Origin of the sequence: Amycolatopsis sp. NPDC024027 (assembly GCF_040638975.1) — a bacterium.
Lineage (GTDB): Bacteria > Actinomycetota > Actinomycetes > Mycobacteriales > Pseudonocardiaceae > Amycolatopsis.
In genome coordinates, this window is the sequence record NZ_JBEZYY010000007.1 from 389,955 (window position 1) to 410,040 (window position 20,086).

20 protein-coding genes are annotated in these 20,086 nt (G+C 70.7%); 13 read left to right on the forward strand and 7 right to left on the reverse strand.

What is annotated here, in order from left to right; all coding sequences use genetic code 11:
* Positions 1 to 9: 9 nt before the first annotated feature.
* Positions 10 to 1,200 (forward strand): MFS transporter, encoded by a 1,191-nt coding sequence (locus AB0F52_RS20635; RefSeq protein WP_360173061.1) that lies wholly within the window; start codon positions 10 to 12, stop codon positions 1,198 to 1,200.
* Positions 1,201 to 1,471: 271 nt separating this feature from the next.
* Here the strand turns inward: AB0F52_RS20635 and AB0F52_RS20640 are convergent, their stop codons facing one another.
* Positions 1,472 to 2,116 (reverse strand): O-methyltransferase, encoded by a 645-nt coding sequence (locus AB0F52_RS20640; protein ID WP_103341441.1) that lies wholly within the window; start codon positions 2,114 to 2,116, stop codon positions 1,472 to 1,474.
* Between the two features lie 211 nt (positions 2,117 to 2,327).
* On the opposite strand from AB0F52_RS20640, the gene sigE reads away from it, so the two are divergent.
* The 5 genes from sigE (at position 2,328) to AB0F52_RS20665 (ending at position 7,411) form a co-directional block, all read left to right on the forward strand.
* A complete protein-coding gene (sigE, locus tag AB0F52_RS20645) occupies positions 2,328 to 2,918 on the forward strand; it encodes an RNA polymerase sigma factor SigE (protein ID WP_360173229.1) in 591 nt (196 codons plus the stop codon).
* Positions 2,915 to 3,568 carry a zf-HC2 domain-containing protein gene (locus tag AB0F52_RS20650; protein ID WP_360173064.1) on the forward strand — a complete coding sequence of 218 codons (654 nt, stop codon included), beginning with the start codon at positions 2,915 to 2,917 and terminating at the stop codon, positions 3,566 to 3,568. Before sigE ends, AB0F52_RS20650 begins: the two co-directional genes overlap by 4 nt.
* 441 nt (positions 3,569 to 4,009) lie before the next feature.
* Entirely contained in the window at positions 4,010 to 5,596 is a 1,587-nt protein-coding gene (locus AB0F52_RS20655) for a trypsin-like peptidase domain-containing protein (RefSeq protein WP_360173067.1), read from the forward strand.
* A 77-nt stretch (positions 5,597 to 5,673) separates the two neighbouring features.
* Positions 5,674 to 6,096, forward strand: coding sequence for a Sec-independent protein translocase protein TatB (tatB, locus tag AB0F52_RS20660; protein WP_285988441.1), 423 nt, complete (start codon positions 5,674 to 5,676; stop codon positions 6,094 to 6,096).
* A 250-nt stretch (positions 6,097 to 6,346) separates the two neighbouring features.
* Complete coding sequence (locus AB0F52_RS20665; RefSeq protein WP_360173070.1) at positions 6,347 to 7,411, forward strand: hypothetical protein; 1,065 nt, start codon at positions 6,347 to 6,349, stop codon at positions 7,409 to 7,411.
* A gap of 3 nt (positions 7,412 to 7,414) precedes the next feature.
* Here the strand turns inward: AB0F52_RS20665 and AB0F52_RS20670 are convergent, their stop codons facing one another.
* From AB0F52_RS20670 to AB0F52_RS20685, 4 genes are read right to left on the reverse strand one after another with little or no spacing between them, the layout of a single operon-like run.
* Positions 7,415 to 8,560, reverse strand: a complete 1,146-nt coding sequence (locus AB0F52_RS20670) for an Mrp/NBP35 family ATP-binding protein (RefSeq protein ID WP_360173073.1) — start codon at positions 8,558 to 8,560, stop codon at positions 7,415 to 7,417.
* Between the two features lie 10 nt (positions 8,561 to 8,570).
* A complete protein-coding gene (locus AB0F52_RS20675; protein ID WP_360173076.1) occupies positions 8,571 to 9,071 on the reverse strand; it encodes a DUF1003 domain-containing protein in 501 nt (166 codons plus the stop codon).
* Positions 9,064 to 10,341, reverse strand: coding sequence for a CBS domain-containing protein (locus AB0F52_RS20680; protein ID WP_360173079.1), 1,278 nt, complete (start codon positions 10,339 to 10,341; stop codon positions 9,064 to 9,066). Before AB0F52_RS20680 ends, AB0F52_RS20675 begins: the two co-directional genes overlap by 8 nt.
* Before the next feature lie 10 nt (positions 10,342 to 10,351).
* Positions 10,352 to 11,263, reverse strand: a complete 912-nt coding sequence (locus AB0F52_RS20685) for an aminoglycoside phosphotransferase family protein (protein ID WP_360173232.1) — start codon at positions 11,261 to 11,263, stop codon at positions 10,352 to 10,354.
* Positions 11,264 to 11,356: 93 nt separating this feature from the next.
* Between AB0F52_RS20685 and AB0F52_RS20690 the strand changes: the two genes are divergently transcribed.
* Complete coding sequence (locus tag AB0F52_RS20690; RefSeq protein ID WP_360173082.1) at positions 11,357 to 12,235, forward strand: SPFH domain-containing protein; 879 nt, start codon at positions 11,357 to 11,359, stop codon at positions 12,233 to 12,235.
* On the opposite strand, the gene AB0F52_RS20695 is transcribed toward AB0F52_RS20690, so the two are convergent.
* Together AB0F52_RS20695 and AB0F52_RS20700 are read right to left on the reverse strand one after the other, a co-directional pair.
* Positions 12,232 to 12,981, reverse strand: a complete 750-nt coding sequence (locus tag AB0F52_RS20695; protein WP_360173085.1) for a DUF4190 domain-containing protein — start codon at positions 12,979 to 12,981, stop codon at positions 12,232 to 12,234. The two genes, AB0F52_RS20690 and AB0F52_RS20695, sit on opposite strands and share 4 nt — an antisense overlap.
* Positions 12,982 to 13,021: 40 nt before the next feature.
* Complete coding sequence (locus tag AB0F52_RS20700) at positions 13,022 to 13,414, reverse strand: DUF4190 domain-containing protein (protein ID WP_360173088.1); 393 nt, start codon at positions 13,412 to 13,414, stop codon at positions 13,022 to 13,024.
* Positions 13,415 to 13,555: 141 nt separating this feature from the next.
* Here AB0F52_RS20700 and AB0F52_RS20705 point away from each other — a divergent pair, with 141 nt between their 5' ends.
* From AB0F52_RS20705 to ugpC, 6 genes are all read left to right on the forward strand, one after another.
* Positions 13,556 to 14,752 (forward strand): acyl-CoA dehydrogenase family protein, encoded by a 1,197-nt coding sequence (locus AB0F52_RS20705; RefSeq protein WP_360173091.1) that lies wholly within the window; start codon positions 13,556 to 13,558, stop codon positions 14,750 to 14,752.
* A 214-nt stretch (positions 14,753 to 14,966) separates the two neighbouring features.
* Complete coding sequence (locus AB0F52_RS20710; protein WP_360173235.1) at positions 14,967 to 15,494, forward strand: general stress protein; 528 nt, start codon at positions 14,967 to 14,969, stop codon at positions 15,492 to 15,494.
* A 244-nt stretch (positions 15,495 to 15,738) separates the two neighbouring features.
* On the forward strand, positions 15,739 to 17,061 hold the full coding sequence (locus AB0F52_RS20715; RefSeq protein WP_360173094.1) for an ABC transporter substrate-binding protein: 1,323 nt from the start codon (positions 15,739 to 15,741) through the stop codon (positions 17,059 to 17,061).
* Positions 17,058 to 18,029, forward strand: coding sequence for a sugar ABC transporter permease (locus AB0F52_RS20720; RefSeq protein ID WP_360173097.1), 972 nt, complete (start codon positions 17,058 to 17,060; stop codon positions 18,027 to 18,029). The genes AB0F52_RS20715 and AB0F52_RS20720 overlap by 4 nt, the downstream gene beginning before the upstream one ends.
* Entirely contained in the window at positions 18,029 to 18,868 is an 840-nt protein-coding gene (locus AB0F52_RS20725) for a carbohydrate ABC transporter permease (protein ID WP_360173100.1), read from the forward strand. Before AB0F52_RS20720 ends, AB0F52_RS20725 begins: the two co-directional genes overlap by 1 nt.
* A 4-nt stretch (positions 18,869 to 18,872) precedes the next feature.
* Positions 18,873 to 20,054 (forward strand): sn-glycerol-3-phosphate ABC transporter ATP-binding protein UgpC, encoded by a 1,182-nt coding sequence (ugpC, locus tag AB0F52_RS20730; RefSeq protein ID WP_360173103.1) that lies wholly within the window; start codon positions 18,873 to 18,875, stop codon positions 20,052 to 20,054.
* The last annotated feature ends 32 nt before the right edge of the window (positions 20,055 to 20,086 follow it).

Here is a 20,086-nt window from a genome sequence, read left to right on the forward strand (position 1 = left end):
TTTCAGGGCGTGACTTCCACCCGCCGAGTCAAGACCGCCGTCGCCGCGGCCGGCATCTCCTCGTTCGCCCTGCTCTACGCGCCACAGCCGGTGCTGCCGCAGCTGGCGGCGCAGTACCACCTCGACCCCGGCGGCGCGGCGCTCGCGGTCAGCGTCGCGACCGGGGCGCTGGCCATCGCGGTCCTGCCGATCGCGGCGCTGTCCGAAGTGGTCGGCCGCCGTCCGGTGATCCTGACGTCGGTCGTCGCTTCGGTCGTGTTCGGCCTGCTGCTCCCGCTGATGCCGACGTACCCGGCACTGCTGGTCGTGCGCGCGCTGCAGGGCATCGCGATCGCCGGGTTCCCCGGGGTGGCGGCCGCCTACCTGGCCGAGCGCCTCGGCCGCGCGGGCGTCGCGGCGGCGGTCGGCGCGATGATCGCCGGCAACACGGTCGGCGGCATGCTCGGCAGGCTGGCCAGCGGGTTCACGGCCGGCCCGCTCGGCTGGCGCGGCGCGCTGTTCGTCGTCGCGGGAATCGGGGCGGTGTGTTCGGCCGTCACCGTCGTGACGCTGCCGCCGGGCGCTCGTGCCGCCGGGGCCGTCCGGGTCCGCGACGTCACCCGGGGGCTGGTCACGGCGCTGAGCAAGCCGGTGCTGCTCGCCCAGTACGCCGTCGCGCTGCTGGCGATGGGTTCGTTCGTCGCCCTCTACAACGCCGCGGGCTTCCGGCTGACCGGGCAGCCGCTGGACCTGTCGCCGGCGATCGCTTCGCTGGTCTTCCTCGCGTACGCGAGCGGCTCGGTGTCCTCGGCGGCGGCCGGGCGGCTGGTCGCGCGGGTGGGCCGCCGCCGCGCCCTGGTCGGGGCGCTGCTGCTGACGGCGGCCGGCGCGGCGCTGACACTGCCGGACTCGCTGCCGCTGGTCATCGCCGGGTTCCTGGTGCTGACCTGCGCGTTCTTCGCCGCGCACGCGGTCGCGAACGGCTGGGCGGCGGCGGACGCGCCGGAGGGGGCCCGCGGCCAGGTGGGCGGCACGTACACGGCGACGTACTACCTGGGCAGCAGCGTGGGCGGCGCTGCCGGGGCGTGGGTGTACGGGCACGCCGGGTGGTCGTGGCTGATCGTGGTGGTGGCGGGGTGGCTGCTGCTCGCGGTGGCGGCGGTGGGTGCCGGGACGCGGGTCCGGGCCGGGCGGCTCGAGCTGGTGAGCGCGGGCCGGTGAATCAGGTGGCCGCGGCGACCAGGAGGCCGCCGCCCACCGGCAGGCCGCCGCCCACCGGCAGGTGGGCTGGGGTCAGGGCTCGGGCTGGGGAGTGCGGACCGGTGATGACGTGGCTGCGACGATCGGTGGGCCGCCGTCCGCTGGCTGGAGGCGGGGGCCCAGGAGCCGCGCTGGTGAGTGCGGGGCGGTCATCGGATGCCCGCAGCACCGGCAGGCCGCCGCACACCGGCAACAGGCCGGGGGCTCGAGCTGGCGAGCGCGGGCCGGTGAATCAGGTGGCCGCGGCGACCAGCAGGCCGCCGCCCACCGGCAGCAACGCCGGGACCAGGCGTTCGTCCTCCCGGAACGCCCGCGCCACCTCGCGCAGCGCCAACGTCTCGGGATCCCGGTGGGCCGGGTCGATCACCCGGCCGCCGGCGAGCACGTTGTGGAACGCGATGATCCCGCCGCGCCGCAGCAGCGACACGCCCAGCTCGTAGCAGCCGGGGTACTCGATGTGCGCGGAATCGACGAACACCAGGTCGTAGCCGCCCGGCGTGAGCCGCTGGAGCACGTCCAGCGCGCGCCCGATGATCAAGCGCGTGCGGCCCGGCGCGAAGCCGGCCTCCCGGAACGTCGCGCGCGCCGCCCGCTGGTACTCCGGTTCCACGTCGATCGAGGTCAGCACACCGTCGGGGGCCATCCCGCGCAGCAGGCTGAGCCCGCTCACCCCCGCGCCGGTGCCGACCTCGACGACGGCCTTCGCGCACAGCGTCGCGGCCAGGAAACGCAGCGTCGCTCCCGCACCCGCGCTGAGCGGGGTGCAGCCCAGGTCTTCGGCCCGTGCCCGCGCCGAAGACAGCACCTCGTCGTCGGGCAGGTACCCGTCGACGAACCCGGAATCGGCCGGTGCGGCCGCAGGGGTGGGCGTGTTCACGCACGGAGGTTAGCGTTGGTTGTCGATAAATCCGCGCAGGCTCCCTGGTAAGCACCCGTGAAGAAGTTCTCAGCCTGCTCTCAGTCCAGTCTCACTAGAACCATAAGGAACCCGGAGAGACTGAAATCCGGACACACGGGAACACCGTGCCGAGGACCCGCGTTGGGTGGAGCAGACAGGAGAAACGCTGATGGAGGTGCCTGCTCCCGCGATGCAGAACGCCGTTGCCGACACCGGGGCCAAGCCCGTGACCTTGGACGAGGCGGCTTGGACGCCGCCGTCCTGGGACGAGGTCGTGCGCGAACACGGCGACCGAGTCTACCGGCTCGCCTACCGCCTGACCGGCAACACCCACGACGCCGAGGACCTCACGCAGGAGACCTTCATCCGGGTCTTCCGCTCGCTGGCGTCCTACAAGCCCGGCACGTTCGAGGGCTGGCTGCACCGGATCACCACCAACCTGTTCCTGGACATGGCCCGCCGCCGCTCGCGCGTGCGGATGGAAGGCCTGCCGGAGGACACCGACCGCATCGTGGGCGACGACCCGAGCCCCGAGCAGGTCTACTCGGACACGCACCTGGACCCGGACCTGCAGGCGGCGCTCGACGAGCTGCCCCCGGAGTTCCGCGCCGCCGTGGTGCTGTGTGACGTCGAAGGGCTGTCGTACGAGGAGATCGGCGCGACCCTGAACGTCAAGCTGGGCACGGTCCGCAGCCGCATCCACCGCGGGCGTCAGGCGCTGCGCGCGTCGCTCGAGCGTCGTCGCACTCACGCACCGCAGTCTGCGAAGGTGACGGTATGACCGCACCGCGAGGCTGGGCACTTCCCGAGTCGCACCTGTTGCCGGACGTCGTGGTGGCGTTCGTCGACGGCGAGCTTTCCCACGGCGCCCGCGACCGCGCGGCGTCGCACATCACCCGCTGCGCGGCGTGCGCGGCCGAGGTGCGCGCCCAGCGTCAGACGATGGAGGCGATCCGCCACGCGGGGGCGCCGTCGATGTCGGCGGGCTTCCTGGCGAGCCTCCAGTCCATCCCGCAGCACACGGAGCTGCCGAGCACCCCGGACAACCTGGCGATCACGGCGGACGGCCAGCTGGTCGCGGTCCAGCGCCCGGACCGGGTCGCGGGCCTGCGCGATTCGGGCGTCTTGGGCGGGGTGGCGCCGTTGGGCTCATCGGCCCCGCTGGGCCAGTCCCCGAACGTCCTCGGCGGCGGCCGCTTCAAGCGCCGCGCGGCACAGGGGGCGGGCGTGGTGGTCTCGGGCCTGGTGCTGAGCGCGCTGGCCCTGGTGGGGACCTCGGCGGACGGCGGCGACGGCTCCCCGGAGACGGGCGGCGGAGCCCCGCAGCCGGCGAACCTCCTGCCGGCCCAGATGGCGGTACCCCAGCAGCCCACCCCGGTTTCGACCCCGGCGAGCAAGACACCGGTGGCGGTGCCGGCGGGCATCCGCTGAGAGGACTTTGAAGGCCGCTGCGAATCGTTGTTCGCGGCGGCCTTCGGTGTGTCCGGCCTCGCCGCGGCGGGCCTTGGGATGGGCGGCGGCCTGCGCAGTCCGGTGAGCAGGTTCGGCTGTGGAGTGGCTCGGAGCCGGGTGGGCATGGTCCAGGGCCTGAGCTCTGGCTCGCTCGGCTGGAGGCCCGATTGATCTTGCGGCAGGAAAGCGAGCCTCACCCGGCCCCGCCCTCCCTGGGGGGCCGTGCCCTTGTCCAGCTTATCGCCACCCCCGGACGAAAAGCCCCGTTCAAGGCCCCTCCCGGCCGTTTTGTCCACATCACCTGGCCCCTGTGGACAAGTGGCCCAAGAAACAGCCACTTCACCCCTGGACCGGCAGACTCGAAGCACTGGGCTTGGGTATCGTCACGCCCAGCCACCTGATCTTCTGCACCGGGGAATGATGACCGAGCCGAACGTGAATCCCGAGCAGCCCGGCGCACGCGAAGCCGAAGCCAGGACCGAAGCCAGGACCGAAGTCCAGGCCGGCTCCCAGGCCGAAGCCGCGGCCCGGGCCGAGGCCGACCGGCTGGGTCCGCGGCCGCTCGCGCGGCCGGCCGTCGATCCGGCGCAGGCCGCCGTGTTCGGCAGGCCGCAGGGTGTCGATGGTGCGTTCGACCAGCTCTACTCCCCGCAGAAGACCAACGGCGTCAACCTCGCCCCGCCCGCGCCCGAGTCGCTCGCCGAGGCCTTCCGGCGGCCGCCCGGGGCCGAAGGTGTGCTGCTCGAACGGCCGCGGGAAGCCACCGGTGAGGTGCCGGACGCCGAACCGCCCCTGTGGACCGGCACCCGGGATCCCTGGCGTGATCCCGGAGCCGCCGCGGTGCTCGCCGGGCCCGCCGTGGCCGCCGAGGACGAGGCGAAGCCCGCCAAGCGGCCGCCCGGCGCGCTGCTCAGCCTGCCCGAGGTGCTCTTCGGACGGCGGGTGCAGCCGAAAGCGCTCGTCCTGCTGGGCGTTGTCGCGCTGCTCGTCGGCGCCGCCGGCGGCCTGGTCGGCTGGTGGGTCGCCGACACCGGGACCGAGCTCACCGGCTCCGCCACCATCGCCGAAGCCGAGGCCGGCAAGGAACGCCCCGCCGGGTCCGTCGCCGAGATCGCCAAGCGCGTCGCGCCCGCCGTCGTCTCGCTCGAGGTGTTCAAGCCCGGCGCCGAGTCCGGCGAGCAGGGCTCCGGCGTCATGATCGACCCGCAGGGCTACATCCTCACCAACGAACACGTCATCGCCTCCGCCGCCGCGGACCCGGGCGTCAAGGTCACGGCCGTCTTCATCGACGGCACCCGCACCGAAGCCAAGCTCGTCGGGGCCGACCAGAAGACCGACCTCGCCGTCGTGAAGGTCAACGTCACCAACCCGACCGTGCTGCAGGTCGGCAAGTCCGCGGACCTGCAGGTCGGCGACACCGTGATGGCGATCGGCTCGCCGCTGGCGCTGCAGAACTCGGTGACCGCCGGCATCGTCAGCGCGCTGAACCGGCCGATCACCGCGGGCGGCGACAACGGCGCCCCGCCGGTCACCTACGAGGCCATCCAGACCGACGCCGCGATCAACCACGGCAACTCGGGCGGCGCGCTCGTCGACTCCACCGGTGCGCTGGTCGGCATCAACTCGTCGATCCGCTCGGCGGGCGCGGACGGCGGCAGCATCGGCATCGGCTTCGCCATCCCGAGCGACTACGCGATCAAGATCGCGAAGGCGCTGATCAAGGACGGCAAGGTCCAGCACGCCGACATCGGCATCAACGCCTCCTCGACGGTCGCCGGCTCGTCCACGATGGGGGCCCAGGTGAAGAACGTCGCGCCCGGCGGCCCGGCCGCGAACGCCGGCATCAAGGAGGGCGACGTGATCACGAAGATCGGCAACCGGCTCGTCCGCGACTCCGCGGAATTGACGGTCGCGGTCCGCGCGCACGACGTCGGCGAAGTGGTCCCGGTGTCGCTGGCGCGCGACGGCGCCGGCTTCGTCGTGGACGTAACCCTGGCTTCCGACTGAGTTCCCGCGTTCGGCCTGCCGGAGCACGGCGGGTGGCGGGTACCCTGGGCGGGTAGGTTCCGAGTGGAGGTAGACGGGTGTTCGACAGTGTCGGATGGGGGGAAATCCTCGTCCTCATCATCGCCGGTCTGTTCATCCTCGGCCCGGAACGGCTTCCCGAAGCGGCGTCCTGGCTCGCGAAGAGCGTGAAGAAGGTCCGCGACTTCGCGACCGGCGCGAAGGAGCAGCTCCGCGAGGAGATGGGCCCGGAGTTCGACCAGCTCCGCAAGCCGCTGGAAGACCTGCGCGGGCTGCGCAACTTCGACCCGAAGCGGGTCGTGACGCAGCACCTCTTCGACGGCGACGCCGACCCGCTCGGCCTGAAGGGCATCACGAACGGCAGCAGCACGCCGGCCAACGGGACCAACGGTTCGAACGGCTACCTGGCCGGCCAGACCCAGTCCGCGCCGGAGCCGCTCAAGCCCGGCGAGCGCCCGCCGATCGACCCGGACGCGACCTAGCCGGCATCGGTTTCCCGACCGAATCCGACCGCGCCCGTCGACAAGCAGGCGCGGCAACGGCCATTCCGGGCTCTTACCGGAAGCCGCCGATTTGCCGGACAAGGGCGGGGCGGCCTGCTGTCCGCGGCGCACGGATGTCCGTTTCCGGGGGTTTCCCTAGTCCCGAGCCCGAACCCCGGCCGCCTGATCGCTTTCTCCCTACGGTCGAGCGGGGGCGGCCGTCCGCCGTCCGCCGGCGAAGGGGAGAACCATGAAACGCGGATCGCTGGGCTGCGCCCTGCTCGCGCTGGGCCTGCTGGGATCAAGCCAAGCCGCCGAAGCCGGCACGAAAACCGCCGCCTGCACCTGGTCCGCCACCGCTCTCGGTGCCGGCACCTCCGTCAGCGCCGGGGTCACCGCCACCGACGGCCGGGGCAACTTCGCCGGCTGGGCCCTCCCGACCGGCCAGTCCGGCGACACCGCCCGGGCCGCGGCCTGGACGAACGGGACCTACACCGACCTCGGGACGGCCGGGACCACCGGGGCCGCTGTCACCGCGGAGAACCGTTCGGGCGCCGTCGCCGGGACCGCCCTCCGCACGATCTTCGGGACCGGGATCGTCATCGAAAAGGCCTTCAAGAGCTCCGGCGGGACACTGGTGCAGCTGCCCTTCCCGACGTCGAGCCAGCTGCCCGCCGGCTACACGCGCTCCGCCGCCGTCGGCATCACCGACTCCGGTGACGTCATCGGCGTCGTGCGCAAGCAGGACGGGTCCGGCCTGACCGCCGTCCGCTGGCCCGCCGACCGGCCGGCCACCGTGACCCTGCTGACCGGCGCACCCTCGTCCGGCATCGGCCCGGTCGCCGTCGACACCGATGGCTCGATCCTGCTGAACAGCTCCGAAATCTGGCGCGACGGCACGCTGACCCGGCTCGGCACCCTGCCCGGCCTCGAGTACGCCTGGCCCGACGCCATCAGGAACGGCCACGTCGTCGGCTACGGCGTCTACCACGGCAAGAACGTCGGCGTCTACTGGGACCAGCAGCACGCGGCCCACATCCTGCCGAATTCCAGCTACAACCTGTCCAACACCAATCCGGGGTTCTCGGTCAGCTCCACCGGCCTGATCACCGGCCGTCTCGACGAGGCGAACGGCGGCAACGACCTGGCGGGCACCGGCTACGGCCTCTGGGACCGAGGCACCTTCGTCGCGAAGTTCGGCGACCTCAAGGCCGACCTGCCGGTCGTCGCCGGCGACAACGGCACCGTGGGCGGCTACCGCTACGACTCCGCCACGCGGCGCTCGACCGCCTACGTCTGGCGCTGCTCCCGGTAACGCTCAGCGGCCGGCCGGGGTCACGTTCAGCATCATCCCGGCCAGCCCGCGCGCCCGGACCGACAGCTTCTTCGCCACGTCGCTCAGCACCACCGAGGCCGGTGCGTCCGGCTCGGACAGCACGATCGGCGTGCCCGCGTCGCCCTGGGTGACCACCCTGGGGTCCATCGGGACCTGGCCCAGCAGCGGCACCTCCGACCCGATCGACTTCGACAGCGACTCGGCCACCGTCTTGCCGCCACCGGAGCCGAAGAGCTCCATGCGTTCGCCCGAAGGCGTCTCCAGCCAGGACATGTTCTCGATGACACCCGCCACGCGCTGGCGCGTCTGCAGCGCGATCGCGCCCGCTCGCTCGGCCACTTCGGCCGCCGCCTGCTGGGGGGTGGTCACCACCAGGATCTCCGCGTTCGGGATCAGCTGGGCCACCGAAATCGCGATGTCGCCCGTGCCCGGGGGGAGGTCCAGCAGCAGGATGTCCAGGTCGCCCCAGAACACGTCCGCCAGGAACTGCTGCAGCGCCCGGTGCAGCATCGGGCCGCGCCAGATCACCGGGGTGTTGCCCGGGGTGAACATGCCGATCGAGATCACCTTCACGCCGTGGGACTGCGGCGGCATGATCATCGTGTCGACCTTGGTCGGCTTCTCGCGCGCGCCCAGCATGCGGGGGATCGAGTGGCCGTAGATGTCCGCGTCCACGACACCCACCGACAGCCCGCGCGCGGCCATCGCCGCCGCCAGGTTCACCGTCACCGACGACTTGCCCACGCCGCCCTTGCCCGACGCCACGCAGTACACCCGGGTCATCGAGCCCGGCTGGGCGAACGGGATCACCGGCTCCGCGGCGTCGCCGCGCAGGGACTTGCGCAGCTCCGTGCGCTGCTCGTCGCTCATCACGTCCAGCTCGACGCGGACGTCGGACACGCCCGGGAGCTTGGAGACGGCCGCCTTCGTGTCGTTCGTCAGCGTCGCCTTCAGCGGACAGCCCGCCACCGTCAGGTAGATCCCGACCGTGACGACGCCGTCGTCACCGACGGCCACGTCCTTGACCATCCCCAGGTCCGTGATGGGTTTCCGGATCTCGGGGTCTTGCACGCTCTTCAGCGCGCTGCGGACGTCGTCGACGCTGGGGAGCTGCTGGGTGCTGGTCACCCCGTCCATGTTACGAGCCAGTAGAGCTGCGGGACTTCCTGGGCTGGATGGACAGGTCCTCGCGGAGCCGGTCGAGCTCGCTGCGCAGGTAGTCCCGCGTCGCCACCTCGCCGATCGCCAGCCGCAGCGCCGCCAGCTCCCTGGCCAGGTACTCCGTGTCGGCCTTCGTCTGCAGAGCCCGGTTCCGGTCCTCCTCCAGGGAGACGCGGTCGCGGTCGTCCTGCCGGTTCTGCGCCAGCAGGATCAGCGGCGCCGCGTACGCCGCCTGCGTCGAAAAGGCCAGGTTGAGCAGGATGAACGGGTACGGGTCCCACTGCAGCGACACCGCCGTGATGTTCAGCACGACCCAGACGACGACGAGCAGCGTCTGCCAGAACAGGTACTTCCCGGTCCCGAGGAACCGCGCCAGCCGTTCGGACAGCCGGCCGAAGGTGTCCGGGTCGATGTTCAGCCTGAACCGGTTCTGGCCGCGGGGCTGGTCGAGCCGCCGTCCCGAAGTCAGCTCAGGCACGGTCGTCCTCCAAGGTGTCGTGCAGTCCGGTCTCGCGCCAGTCTTCGGGCAGCAGGTGGTCGAGGATGTCGTCGACGGTCACCGCGCCGATCAGGTGGTCCTCGGCGTCGATGACCGGCCCGCAGGTCAGGTTGTAGGCCGCGAAGTAGCGGGTGACCGCGGCCAGCGACGCGCCCGGTTTCAGCGGTGGCAGCCCGGTGTCCACGGCGCTGGCGACCAGCTCCGCCGGCGGCTCCCGCAGCAGCCGCTGGAAGTGGACCACGCCGACGTAGCGCCCGGTCGGCGTCGCGGTCGGCGGGCGGCAGACGAACACCATGCTGGCCAGCGCCGGCGGCAGCTCGGCGTTGCGGATGTGCGCGAGGGCCTCGGCGATCGTCGTGTCCGGGGTCAGCACCACCGGCTCCGGGGTCATCAGGCCGCCCGCGGTGTCCGACGAGTACTCCAGCAGCCGCCTGACCGGCGCGGACTCCTCCGGCTCCATCAGCTCCAGCAGCCGGCTCTGGTCGGCCGGCGCGAGCTCGGCCAGCAGGTCGGCGGCGTCGTCGGGGTTCATCGCCTCCAGGACGTCGGCCGCGCGCTCCTCGGCGAGGTAGGCCAGCAGTTCCTTCTGGTCGTCGTCCGGCAGTTCCTCGATGACGTCGGCGAGGCGCTCGTCGTCCATCGCGTCGGCGACCTCGTGCCGCCGCTTGAGCGGCAGGTCTCGCACGGTCGCGGCGATGTCGGCCGGGCGCATCGTGTCGAAGAGCATGAGCAGCTGGCCGGCGCCCTGGGGCTGGACGGCGAGGTCGCTCAGGCCGAGCCCGGCCACCTCCGACCACGGCAGCACCTGCATCGCCGCCCGGCGGCGGCCCAGCCCCACCCGCCGCTCCCGGATGGCGAGCTTGGCCAGCACCCAGTCGCGGGTGCGGGTCGGCTCCATCCCGGCGTCGACGACGGTGACCCGGGTGTCCGACCCGGCGAGGGTGGCGTGCGCGTCGAGCAGCTGGCCGAGCACCAGGACCTCGTTGGGCCGCTGGTTGAACTGGCGCATGTTGACCGAGCCGGTGGCCAGCGTCACGGCGGACGGTTCGATGGAGGTGACGCGCAGCATCGGGACGAAGACCCGCCGCCGGGTGCTCAGCTCGACGACCAGGCCGAGGATCCGCGGCGGCTGCGCGTCCAGGCGCAGCCCGGCGACCAGGTCGCGGACGCGGCCGATCGACTCGCCGTCCGGGCCGAACACCGGCAACCCGGACAGCTGAGCTGCGAAAACCCTGTTGACCCCGGCCATGCCGGTGACACTATCGGCTGGCCGCCCAGGGGGCGATTTCCGCCACTGTGAGAAAGGCCGGGTCGTCGCTGTTCTCGCCCGATTCGAGCTGCTCCTCGAGCATCCAGATCCAGTTCTGCACCGCCCGCACGAGCGTCCAGGCCCGGGCCTTCGCGGCGTCCAGCTCGTGCGAAGCGACGATCAGCGCGAACCGATCGTCCAGTGTGGACTCGGCGAAGCGGTTCCAGAACAGCGGGATGACGCCCCACTCGAGGTCGCCGGCGAGGGGCTTCGGGTCGATCACCAGCCACGGCTCCCGCGTACCGGCGAGGACGTTCTGGAAGTGCAGGTCCTCGTTCACCAGCAGTTCACCGGCCGACGGCCCGAGCTCGCGGCAGATCGCGACGGCGTCGGCGACCAGCCGCTTGTCGAACGGTTCGCCGAGTTCGGCCCAGCGGCGGGGGAGTTCTTCGGTCAGCCGCGCCGCCTCGGCGCGCAGCCGCCGCCTCATCGACACCGGTGCGGGAACGGCCAGGCGCTGCGCCAGGCCGCCGATGAGCGGGATCGCCGTACGCAGCGGGAGGTCGTCGAGGGTGCGCCCGGCGTCGAGCCGTTCGAGCAGCAGGACGCCGTCGTCCGGCGCGGAATCCAGCAGCAGCACCGCACCCCGACCGGCCCATGTGGACAGTGCGAGCGGCTCGCCGGCGGATTCGGCGTCCCGCCAGCCCAGTTTCAGCACCACCGGCGTGCCGTCGGGCCGCCGCGCGGGCTGCGCCACGCCGACGTAGCCGTGCATCGCCTCGCCCTCGAACGTCAAGCCCCACTTCCGGGCGTACTCCGCGGCGAGCGACGGCAGGGCGGCCAGCCACGGGACGGCCTCGTCGCCGAGCACCCGGGGCGCGCGGGCGGCGAACAGTGGGGGGATGCGGAGGTCGGTCACCACCCCAGCCTGGCCGCCGTGTCCAGCGCGTTTCGTCGTGGTCGACACGGGCGTACGCTGGGCTTTCAAGGGGAAAACGCAACCCCGGGAGCAGTCATGCTGGTGGAGATCTTCAGCGCCGTCGTCCTCGCGGGCGGAGTCTGGCTCGCGTCGAGCGTGCGCGTCGTGAAGCAGTACGAACGCGGTCTGGTCTTCCGGTTCGGCCGGGTGCGGTCGCGGGTCGCGGAACCCGGCCTCAAGGTGCTGGTGCCCTTCGCGGACCGGCTCCAGAAGGTCAACATGCAGATCGTGACCATGCCGATCCCCGCCCAGGACGGCATCACGCGCGACAACGTCACGGTCCGCGTCGACGCCGTCGTCTACTTCAAGGTCATCGACCCGGTCGTCGCGGCGGTCAACGTGCAGGACTACCGGTCGGCGGTCGGCCAGGTCGCGCAGACGTCGCTGCGCTCGATCATCGGCAAGAGCGAGCTCGACGACCTGCTGTCCAACCGCGAGCGCCTCAACGAAGGCCTGGAGCTGATGATCGACAGCCCGGCGCTGGACTGGGGCATCCACATCGACCGCGTCGAGATCAAGGACGTCGCGCTGCCGGAGACGATGAAGCGCTCGATGTCTCGGCAGGCCGAGGCGGAGCGGGAACGGCGCGCGCGGGTCATCTCCGCCGACGGTGAGCTGCAGGCGTCGTACAAGCTCTCGCAGGCGGCCGCGCAGATGGCCGACACGCCGGCGGCGCTGCAGCTGCGGCTGCTCGAGACGGTGGTGCAGGTGGCGGCGGAGAAGAACTCGACGCTGGTGCTGCCGTTCCCGGTGGAGCTGCTGCGGTTCCTCGACGCGCAGACGCCGAAGCCGGCCGCCCCGGCTCCGAAACCCGGGGCCGAGCCGGAAGCGGCCGAGGCGAAGCCGGAGGTGAACGGCCACGCGACGCCGTCGCCGCGCAGCCCCGGCGACGCGGTGCTGCCGTCGGCGGACTAGCTCAGGTCGCCGTTCGTGCCGAGGATGATCAGAGTGGTGAAGAAGCCGACCCAGAGCGCGATCACGACGTAGCCGACGATCACGGCGGCCGTGGCCAGCCCGCGGCCGCCCGCTTCGCCGCGGTTGGTCTTGCTCAGCGCGATGTGGCCCATGACGAGCCCGGCGAGCGCGGTGATGCCGGAGCAGAAGCCGAGGATCGAGCACACGAGTGCGCCGATCGCGAGCGCGTTGTCCTGCGCGTGCGGCTGCCCCGGGTACGGCTGCCCGAACGGCGCGGGCGGGGCGTACGGGCGCCCGTAGCCCGATGGGTAAGGCTGCTGGTAGGGCTGCTGGAACGCGGGCTGGTACACCGGCTGCGGCTCGCCCGGGGCGGCGAACGGCGTGCCGGGGATGTAAGCGGCCGGGGTTTCGTACGCGCCGGGCGGTAGCCGGCCGGGTTGCTCGGCGGCGACGGTCGTGTCCGCGGCGGCCGGGGTTTCGTGAGTCCCGGGCGGCAGCTGAGCGGGCTGCTCGGCGGCGACGGTCGTGTCTGCGGCGGCCGAAGGCTCGGCGGCCGGGGCCTCGGTGGTCGAAGTCCCGGCGGCCGTCGTGTCCGCGGTGTCCGGTGTCGCCGCGGCGATGGTGGCGTCGGGCGAGGGCGGGTCGTACCTCTCCGGCTCGTACGGCGCCTGATCCGCCGCCGGCGGGTCGTACGCCACGGTCGGGTCGGCGGCCGGGCGGTCCTTGTCCCCGGACGGATCGGTCATGACGGGTCCCCTCGGTGCGGGCCGGGCACCGGCTCGGCGCTCAGTGGAAGGCGCCGTTGGCGGCGGCGATCGAGATGAACAGGATGGTGAGGCCGATGCCGAGGGCGATCCCGATGTACCCGATGACGATCGCCGCCATCGCGACGCCCTGCCCCTCGGCCTCGCCGCGTTTGGCCTTGCCGTAGGCGATGTGGCCCATGATGATGCCCGCGATGGTCACGAGCACGCACAGGAAGATGCCGAGGATCGAGCAGACCAGCGCGCCGACCGCGAGGCCCGAACCTTCCCGCGGCGGGCCCTGCATCCCGGGGTAGCCCGGGTACTGCGGGTAGCCGCCGCTCGGGTACTGCTGGCCGTAACCGGGCTGCTGGTAGCCGCCCGAAGGCGGGTACTGCTGGCCGTACGGGTTGTTCGGGTCCTGCGGGTAAGTCATGATCTCTCCCCTCCCCGCCGCACTTTACGGGGCCGGACCCGCTGAGCGTGAGCGCCCTCATAGCAGGGTGACGGCTTTCGGGTCATACTCACCGGTAACCCAGCGCCGGGAGCGGCGTCCTACTCCGGAAAGGGAGCCGTGATGGCCCGTCTCGCCCAGACCGCCGGCCTGACCGACGTGCAGTCGGAGATCCTCGCGACCGTCCGCCAGTTCGTGGACAAGGAGGTCATCCCGCACGCGCAGGAGCTCGAGCACGCCGACACCTACCCCGCCGACATCGTCGCGGGCATGAAGGAGATGGGCCTGTTCGGGATCACCATCCCGGAGTCCTACGGCGGGCTCGGCGAGTCGCTGCTGACCTACGCGCTGGTCGTCGAGGAGATCGCGCGGGGCTGGATGAGCGTGTCCGGCGTGATCAACACCCACTTCATCGTGGCGCACATGATCTCCCGCCACGGCACCGAGGCGCAGAAGCAGCACTTCCTGCCGCGGATGGCCACCGGCGAGGTCCGCGGCTCGTTCTCGATGTCGGAACCCGACCTCGGGTCGGACGTCGCCGCCATCAAGACCAAGGCGAAGAAGACCGATGACGGCTACGTCATCGACGGCTCGAAGATGTGGCTGACGAACGGCGGCTCGTCCAACCTGATCGCGCTGCTGGTCAAGACCGACGAGGGCGCGGAGAAGCCCCACCAGAACCTGACGACGTTCCTGGTCGAGAAGCCGGAGGGCTTCGGCGAGGTGGCGCCCGGGCTCACCATCCCCGGCAAGATCGACAAGATGGGCTACAAGGGCGTCGACACGACCGAAGCGGTCTTCGACGGCTACCGGATCGGCGCCGACATGGTGCTCGGCGAGGCGCCGGGCAAGGGCTTCGCGTACATGATGGACGGTGTCGAGGTCGGCCGCGTCAACGTCGCGGCGCGCGCCTGCGGCATCGCGATCCGGGCGTTCGAGCTCGCGGTGGAGTACGCCCAGCAGCGCAAGACCTTCGGCAAGGCGATCGCCGAGCACCAGGCCGTCGCGTTCAAGCTGGCCGAAATGGCGACCAAGGTCGAGGCGGCGCACCTGATGATGGTGAACGCGGCCCGCCTCAAGGACTCCGGCGCGCGCAACGACGTCGAGGCCGGGATGGCGAAGCTGATCGCGTCGGAGTACTGCGCGGAGGTCACGCAGGACTCGTTCCGCATCCACGGCGGCTACGGGTACTCGAAGGAGTACGAGATCGAGCGGCTGATGCGCGAGGCGCCGTTCCTGTTGATCGGCGAAGGCACCAGCGAGATCCAGAAGACCATCATCAGCCGGGGGCTGCTGCGGGAGTACAAGTCCCGCTCCTGAGCAGGATTGTCGCTCTGTCGACAAATCTTCGCCGGTCGCCGGTGCAGTGAATGACTCATTCCTGTCGTCCGACGACAGGAATGAGTCATTCACTGCGGTGGACGAGCCCGCGCGCGTGCCGGCGACCTTCGCGCCCGGCCTTTCGGGGTAAGCGGCTCGCACGGTCCGGGTGTTCTTGACAAGATGGACGCCCGGACCCACGAGTGCGCAGGTGATGATGGTGAGTAGTCCCTTTGGTGAGGGGCGGGCGCCCGGTGGCCTCCCGCGGCTGCCGACCCCGCCGACCGGCTGGCCGATCGGGTCGTACGCGACCTACGGCGAGGCGCAGAAGGCGGTCGATTTCCTCGCGGACAGCGAGTTCGCCGTCGGCGACGTCACGATCGTCGGGGTCGACCTGATGCTCGTCGAGCGCGTGATCGGCAAGCTCAGCTGGGGCCGCGTGCTCGGCACCGGTGCGATGTCCGGGGCCTGGTTCGGCCTGTTCGCGGGGCTGCTGCTCGGGTTGTTCGTCAACCAGGGGTTCGTGCTGCAGGTGCTCACCGGGCTGGTGCTCGGGGTGCTGTCCGGGCTGATGTTCGCCGCGATCGGGTACAGCACGTCGCGGGGCCGCCGCCGGGACTTCTCCTCGGCGAGCCAGCTCGTCGCCGGTCGCTACGACGTCCTGTGCCAGCCGCGCTCGGCCGAACAGGGCCGGGAACTGCTGGCCAAGCTGGCGCTGAAGCCGCCGTCGGGCAACCCCTGAAAAACCCCACCTCTACCAGGGAAAAATCACGATTCGACGCGCGGTGGGCTGAATCGTTACCGATACTGCTTGCGGGGTGTGATCGCCCGGCATAAGTTGGCCGACACCAGTCGGGCGGCCTCGCCCCACCAGCGCGGCGGCCCGAGCACTAGCACGTCGGGGTGCTGGCGCGGTTTCGCCTCATCGCGTCGCGGTGCCCACCGGGTGCCGCGGTAACCGGCGTGCACGCGGGTGAGGAGGCCTTATGGGGAAGAGGATCGGCGCGGGCAAACGAGGACGTTCGCCCGGCCGCACCGCCGTCCTGCTGGGGGCAGGGGCATTGGTGACCGGCATGCTGGCCGGGTGCGGGACGAGTTCCGGACTGAAGATCAACATCTACATGTCGCCCGAGGACAACTTCCAGAAAGTCGTCGACGCCTGCAACGTGAAGGCGGCCGGCAAGTACGAAATCATCTACAACAAGCTGCAGCGCGGGTCGGACGACCAGCGGCTGCAGATGGCGCGCCGGCTGGCCGCGGGCGACACCGCCATGGACATCCTGGGGCTCGACGTCACGTGGGTTTCGGAGTTCGCCGAAGCCGGCTGGGCCGAGGAATGGACCGGCGCGAACAAGGCGGAGGCGTCCCAAGGCGTGCTGCCCGGGCCGCTCGACACCGCGACCCACAACGGGAAGCTGTACGCGGCCACGAAGAACACCAACGTGCAGCTGCTCTGGTACGACGACCGGGTGACGCCGAAGCCGCCGGCGACCTGGGACGAAATGCTGCGGAAGTCCCAGGAGCTCAAGGGGCAGGGCAAGCCCTACGAAATCGTGTTCACCGGCGCGCAGTACGAAGGCCTGGTCGTCTTCTACAACACGCTGGTGGCGTCGATGGGTGGGCACATCCTGTCCGACGACGGCAAGTCCGTGGTGATGGACGAAGGCGCCGTGAAGGCGTTGGAACTGCTCAAGAATGTCTCGACCTCGGGGCTCACCGACCCGTCGCTGAGCAACATGAAGGAAGACGACATCCGGCAGGCGTTCCAGCGCGGCCAGGCCGCGTTCCAGCTCAACTGGCCGTACGTCTACGCCGCCTACGCCAAGGACAAGAAGGCGGACCTCCCGCACTTCAAGTGGGCGGTCTACCCGGCGGCCGCGCCCGGCATGCCCGCCCGGACCACGATCGGCGGGTTCGACCTGGCGGTGAGCACCTATTCGGAGCACAAGCCGGAGGCGTTCGAGGCGGCGCTGTGCCTGCGCAGCCCGGAAAGCCAGAAGATCTCCGCGATCAACGACGGTGTGCCGCCGAGCATCGAATCGGTGTACCACAACGACGTCCCGCTCGATCCGGGGAAGCCGGCGTCGGCGGACAACCCGAACATGGCGAGCCAGTACCCGATGCGCGAAGCGATCCTCGCCGCGCTCAAGACCGCCGCGGTGCGGCCGCTGACCCCGGCGTACCAGAACATGTCGACGGTGATGTCGAAGGTCCTGTCGCCACCGTCCGAAATCGATCCGAAGGCCACCGCGGACAAGCTGCGCGAGCAGCTCGGTGACGCGCTCCAGTCGAAGGGAGTGATCCCGTGACCGTCCAGGACTCGACCCCGGCCGGCACCGCCGGGGCCACGGTCGCCGGGGAGGCGACCTCCGGCAAGAAGGGCAAACCCGCCCTCTCCGAAGGGAAGAAGGCCGAGCGGCGGCTCGGGCTGTGGCTGTGCGCACCCGCGTTCTTCGTGATGATCGCGGTCACCGGCTATCCGATCCTCTACTCGGTCTGGCTGTCGCTGCAGCGGTACGACCTGCGCTTCCCGGCGCAGCAGCAGTTCATCGGCTTCGACAACTACGCTGCCGTGCTGTCCAGCTCGTACTGGTGGACGGCGTTCGGCACCACGATGTTCCTCACCGTGGTGTCGGTGGCGATCGAGTTCGTGCTCGGCATGGCGCTGGCGCTGATCATGCACCGGACGCTCGTCGGCCGCGGCCTGGTCCGCACCGTCGCGCTGATCCCGTACGGCATCGTCACGGTCGTCGCGGCGTTCTCGTGGTACTACGCGTGGACGCCGAAGACCGGGTACCTGGCGAACATGCTGGCGTCCGACGCGGCGCCGCTGACCGAACAGTGGCCGTCGCTGTTCATCATCATCGGCGCCGAGGTGTGGAAGACCACGCCGTTCATGGCGCTGCTGCTGATGGCCGGCCTGGCACTGGTGCCGGACGACCTGCTCAAGGCGGCGGCGATGGACGGCGCGAGCGCGTGGCAGCGGTTCACGAAGGTGATGCTGCCGGTGATGAAGCCGGCCATCCTGGTGGCGCTGCTGTTCCGCACGCTCGACGCGTTCCGCATCTTCGACAACATCTACGTGCTCACCAACGGCGCGCAGGACACCGGATCGGTGTCCATGCAGACCTACGACAACCTGGTGAAGGGGCTCAACCTCGGCATCGGGTCGACGATGGCGGTGCTGATCTTCATCACGGTGGCGATCATCGCCTTCCTCTTCATCAAGGTGTTCGGCACGGCCGCACCGGGTTCGGACAGTGGGGGTAAGCGCTGATGGCGATGGGAACCGTCACGACGGGCCGCAAAGTTCGCTGGGGCCTCGTCGACATCCTCGTGCTGGTGTTCGCGCTGGTGCCGGTGCTCTGGGTGGTTTCGCTGTCGTTCAAGACCAAGGACACGCTGACCGACGGGAGCTTCATCCCGCAGGAGTGGACCTGGCAGAACTACGCGGACATCTTCCAGACGTCGGAGTTCCTGCTGGCGCTGGTCAACTCGATCGGCATCGCGATCATCTCGACGCTGATCGCCGTGGTGCTGGGCACGATGGCCGCGTACGCGGTCGCCCGGCTGGACTTTCCCGGCAAGCAGCTGCTCGTCGGGCTGTCGCTGCTGATCGCGATGTTCCCGCAGGTGTCGCTGGTGACGCCGTTGTTCAACATCGAGCGGAACATCGGGCTGTTCGACACGTGGCCGGGGCTGATCCTGCCCTACATCACGTTCGCGCTGCCGCTGTCGATCTACACGCTGTCGGCGTTCTTCCGGGAGATCCCGTGGGAGCTGGAAAAGGCGGCGAAGATGGACGGCGCGACGCCGGCGCAGGCGTTCCGCCGGGTGATCGCGCCGCTGGCCGCGCCGGGCGTGTTCACCACGGCGATCCTGGTGTTCATCTTCTGCTGGAACGACTTCCTGTTCGCCATCTCGCTGACGTCGACCACGGCGTCGCGCACGGTGCCGGCGGCGCTGTCGTTCTTCACCGGGGCCTCGCAGTTCGAGGACCCGACCGGGCAGGTGAGCGCGGCCGCGGTCGTCATCACCGTCCCGATCATTGTGTTCGTGTTGTTCTTCCAGCGTCGCATCGTGGCGGGGCTGACCTCCGGTGCGGTGAAGGGGTAGCGCTATGGCAGAGATCGTGCTCGACAAGGTGTCGAAGAAGTACCCCGACGGCGCCCTCGCCGTGTCCGAAGTGGACATCACCATCGCCGACGGCGAGTTCATCATCCTGGTCGGCCCGTCCGGCTGCGGGAAGTCGACGACGCTGAACATGGTGGCCGGCCTGGAGGACATCTCCTCCGGTGAGCTGCGGATCGACGGCAAGCGCGTCAACGAGAAGGCGCCGAAGGACCGGGACATCGCGATGGTGTTCCAGTCCTACGCGCTCTACCCGCACATGAGCGTCCGGGAGAACATGGCCTTCCCGCTGCGGCTGGCCAAGGTCGACGACAAGACCGTGCGGGCGAAGGTGGAGGAAGCGGCGACGATCCTCGACCTGACCGCGCACCTGGACCGCAAGCCGGCCAACCTCTCCGGTGGCCAGCGCCAGCGCGTCGCGATGGGCCGGGCGATCGTCCGCAACCCGAAGGCGTTCCTGATGGACGAGCCGCTGTCCAACCTGGACGCCAAGCTCCGCGGCCAGATGCGCACGTCGGTGTCGAAGATCCAGAAGCAGCTCGGCACGACGACGCTGTACGTGACGCACGACCAGACCGAGGCCATGACCCTGGGCGACCGGGTCGTGGTGCTGCGGGGCGGGTACGTGCAGCAGATCGGCTCGCCGCAGTTCCTCTACGACAACCCGGCGAACCTGTTCGTGGCCGGGTTCATCGGCTCGCCGTCGATGAACTTCGTCCCGGCGACGATGGAGAACAACGAGCTGCGCAGCGCACTGGGCGCGACGCCGCTGACCGACCGCGTCCGGCGGCTGGTGGAGCGGGCGAACGCGCCCCGCGACGTCATCGTCGGCATCCGGCCGGAGCACTTCGAGGACGCGGCGCTGGTCGAGGCCGGGCAGAAGACGGGCGGCGGCACGTTCACCGCGCACATCGACGTGCTCGAGTCGATGGGTTCGGAGAAGTTCGCCCACTTCACGCTGGAAGGCGAAGCCGCCACCGCCGCGGAGCTGGCCGAACTGGCCGCGGACAGCGGGTCCGCGGACGTGCCGGGCGCGGAGTCCCAGGTCGTGGCGCGCCTTTCGGCGGAGTCGTCGGCGGCGGAGAACGCCGACCTCGAGATCTGGTACGACGCGGACAAGATCAAGCTGTTCGACCCGTCGAACGGCAAGAACCTCACCTACGAGGACTGAGTCCGGAGTCCGTGGAGGCCATCCCGGGAAAC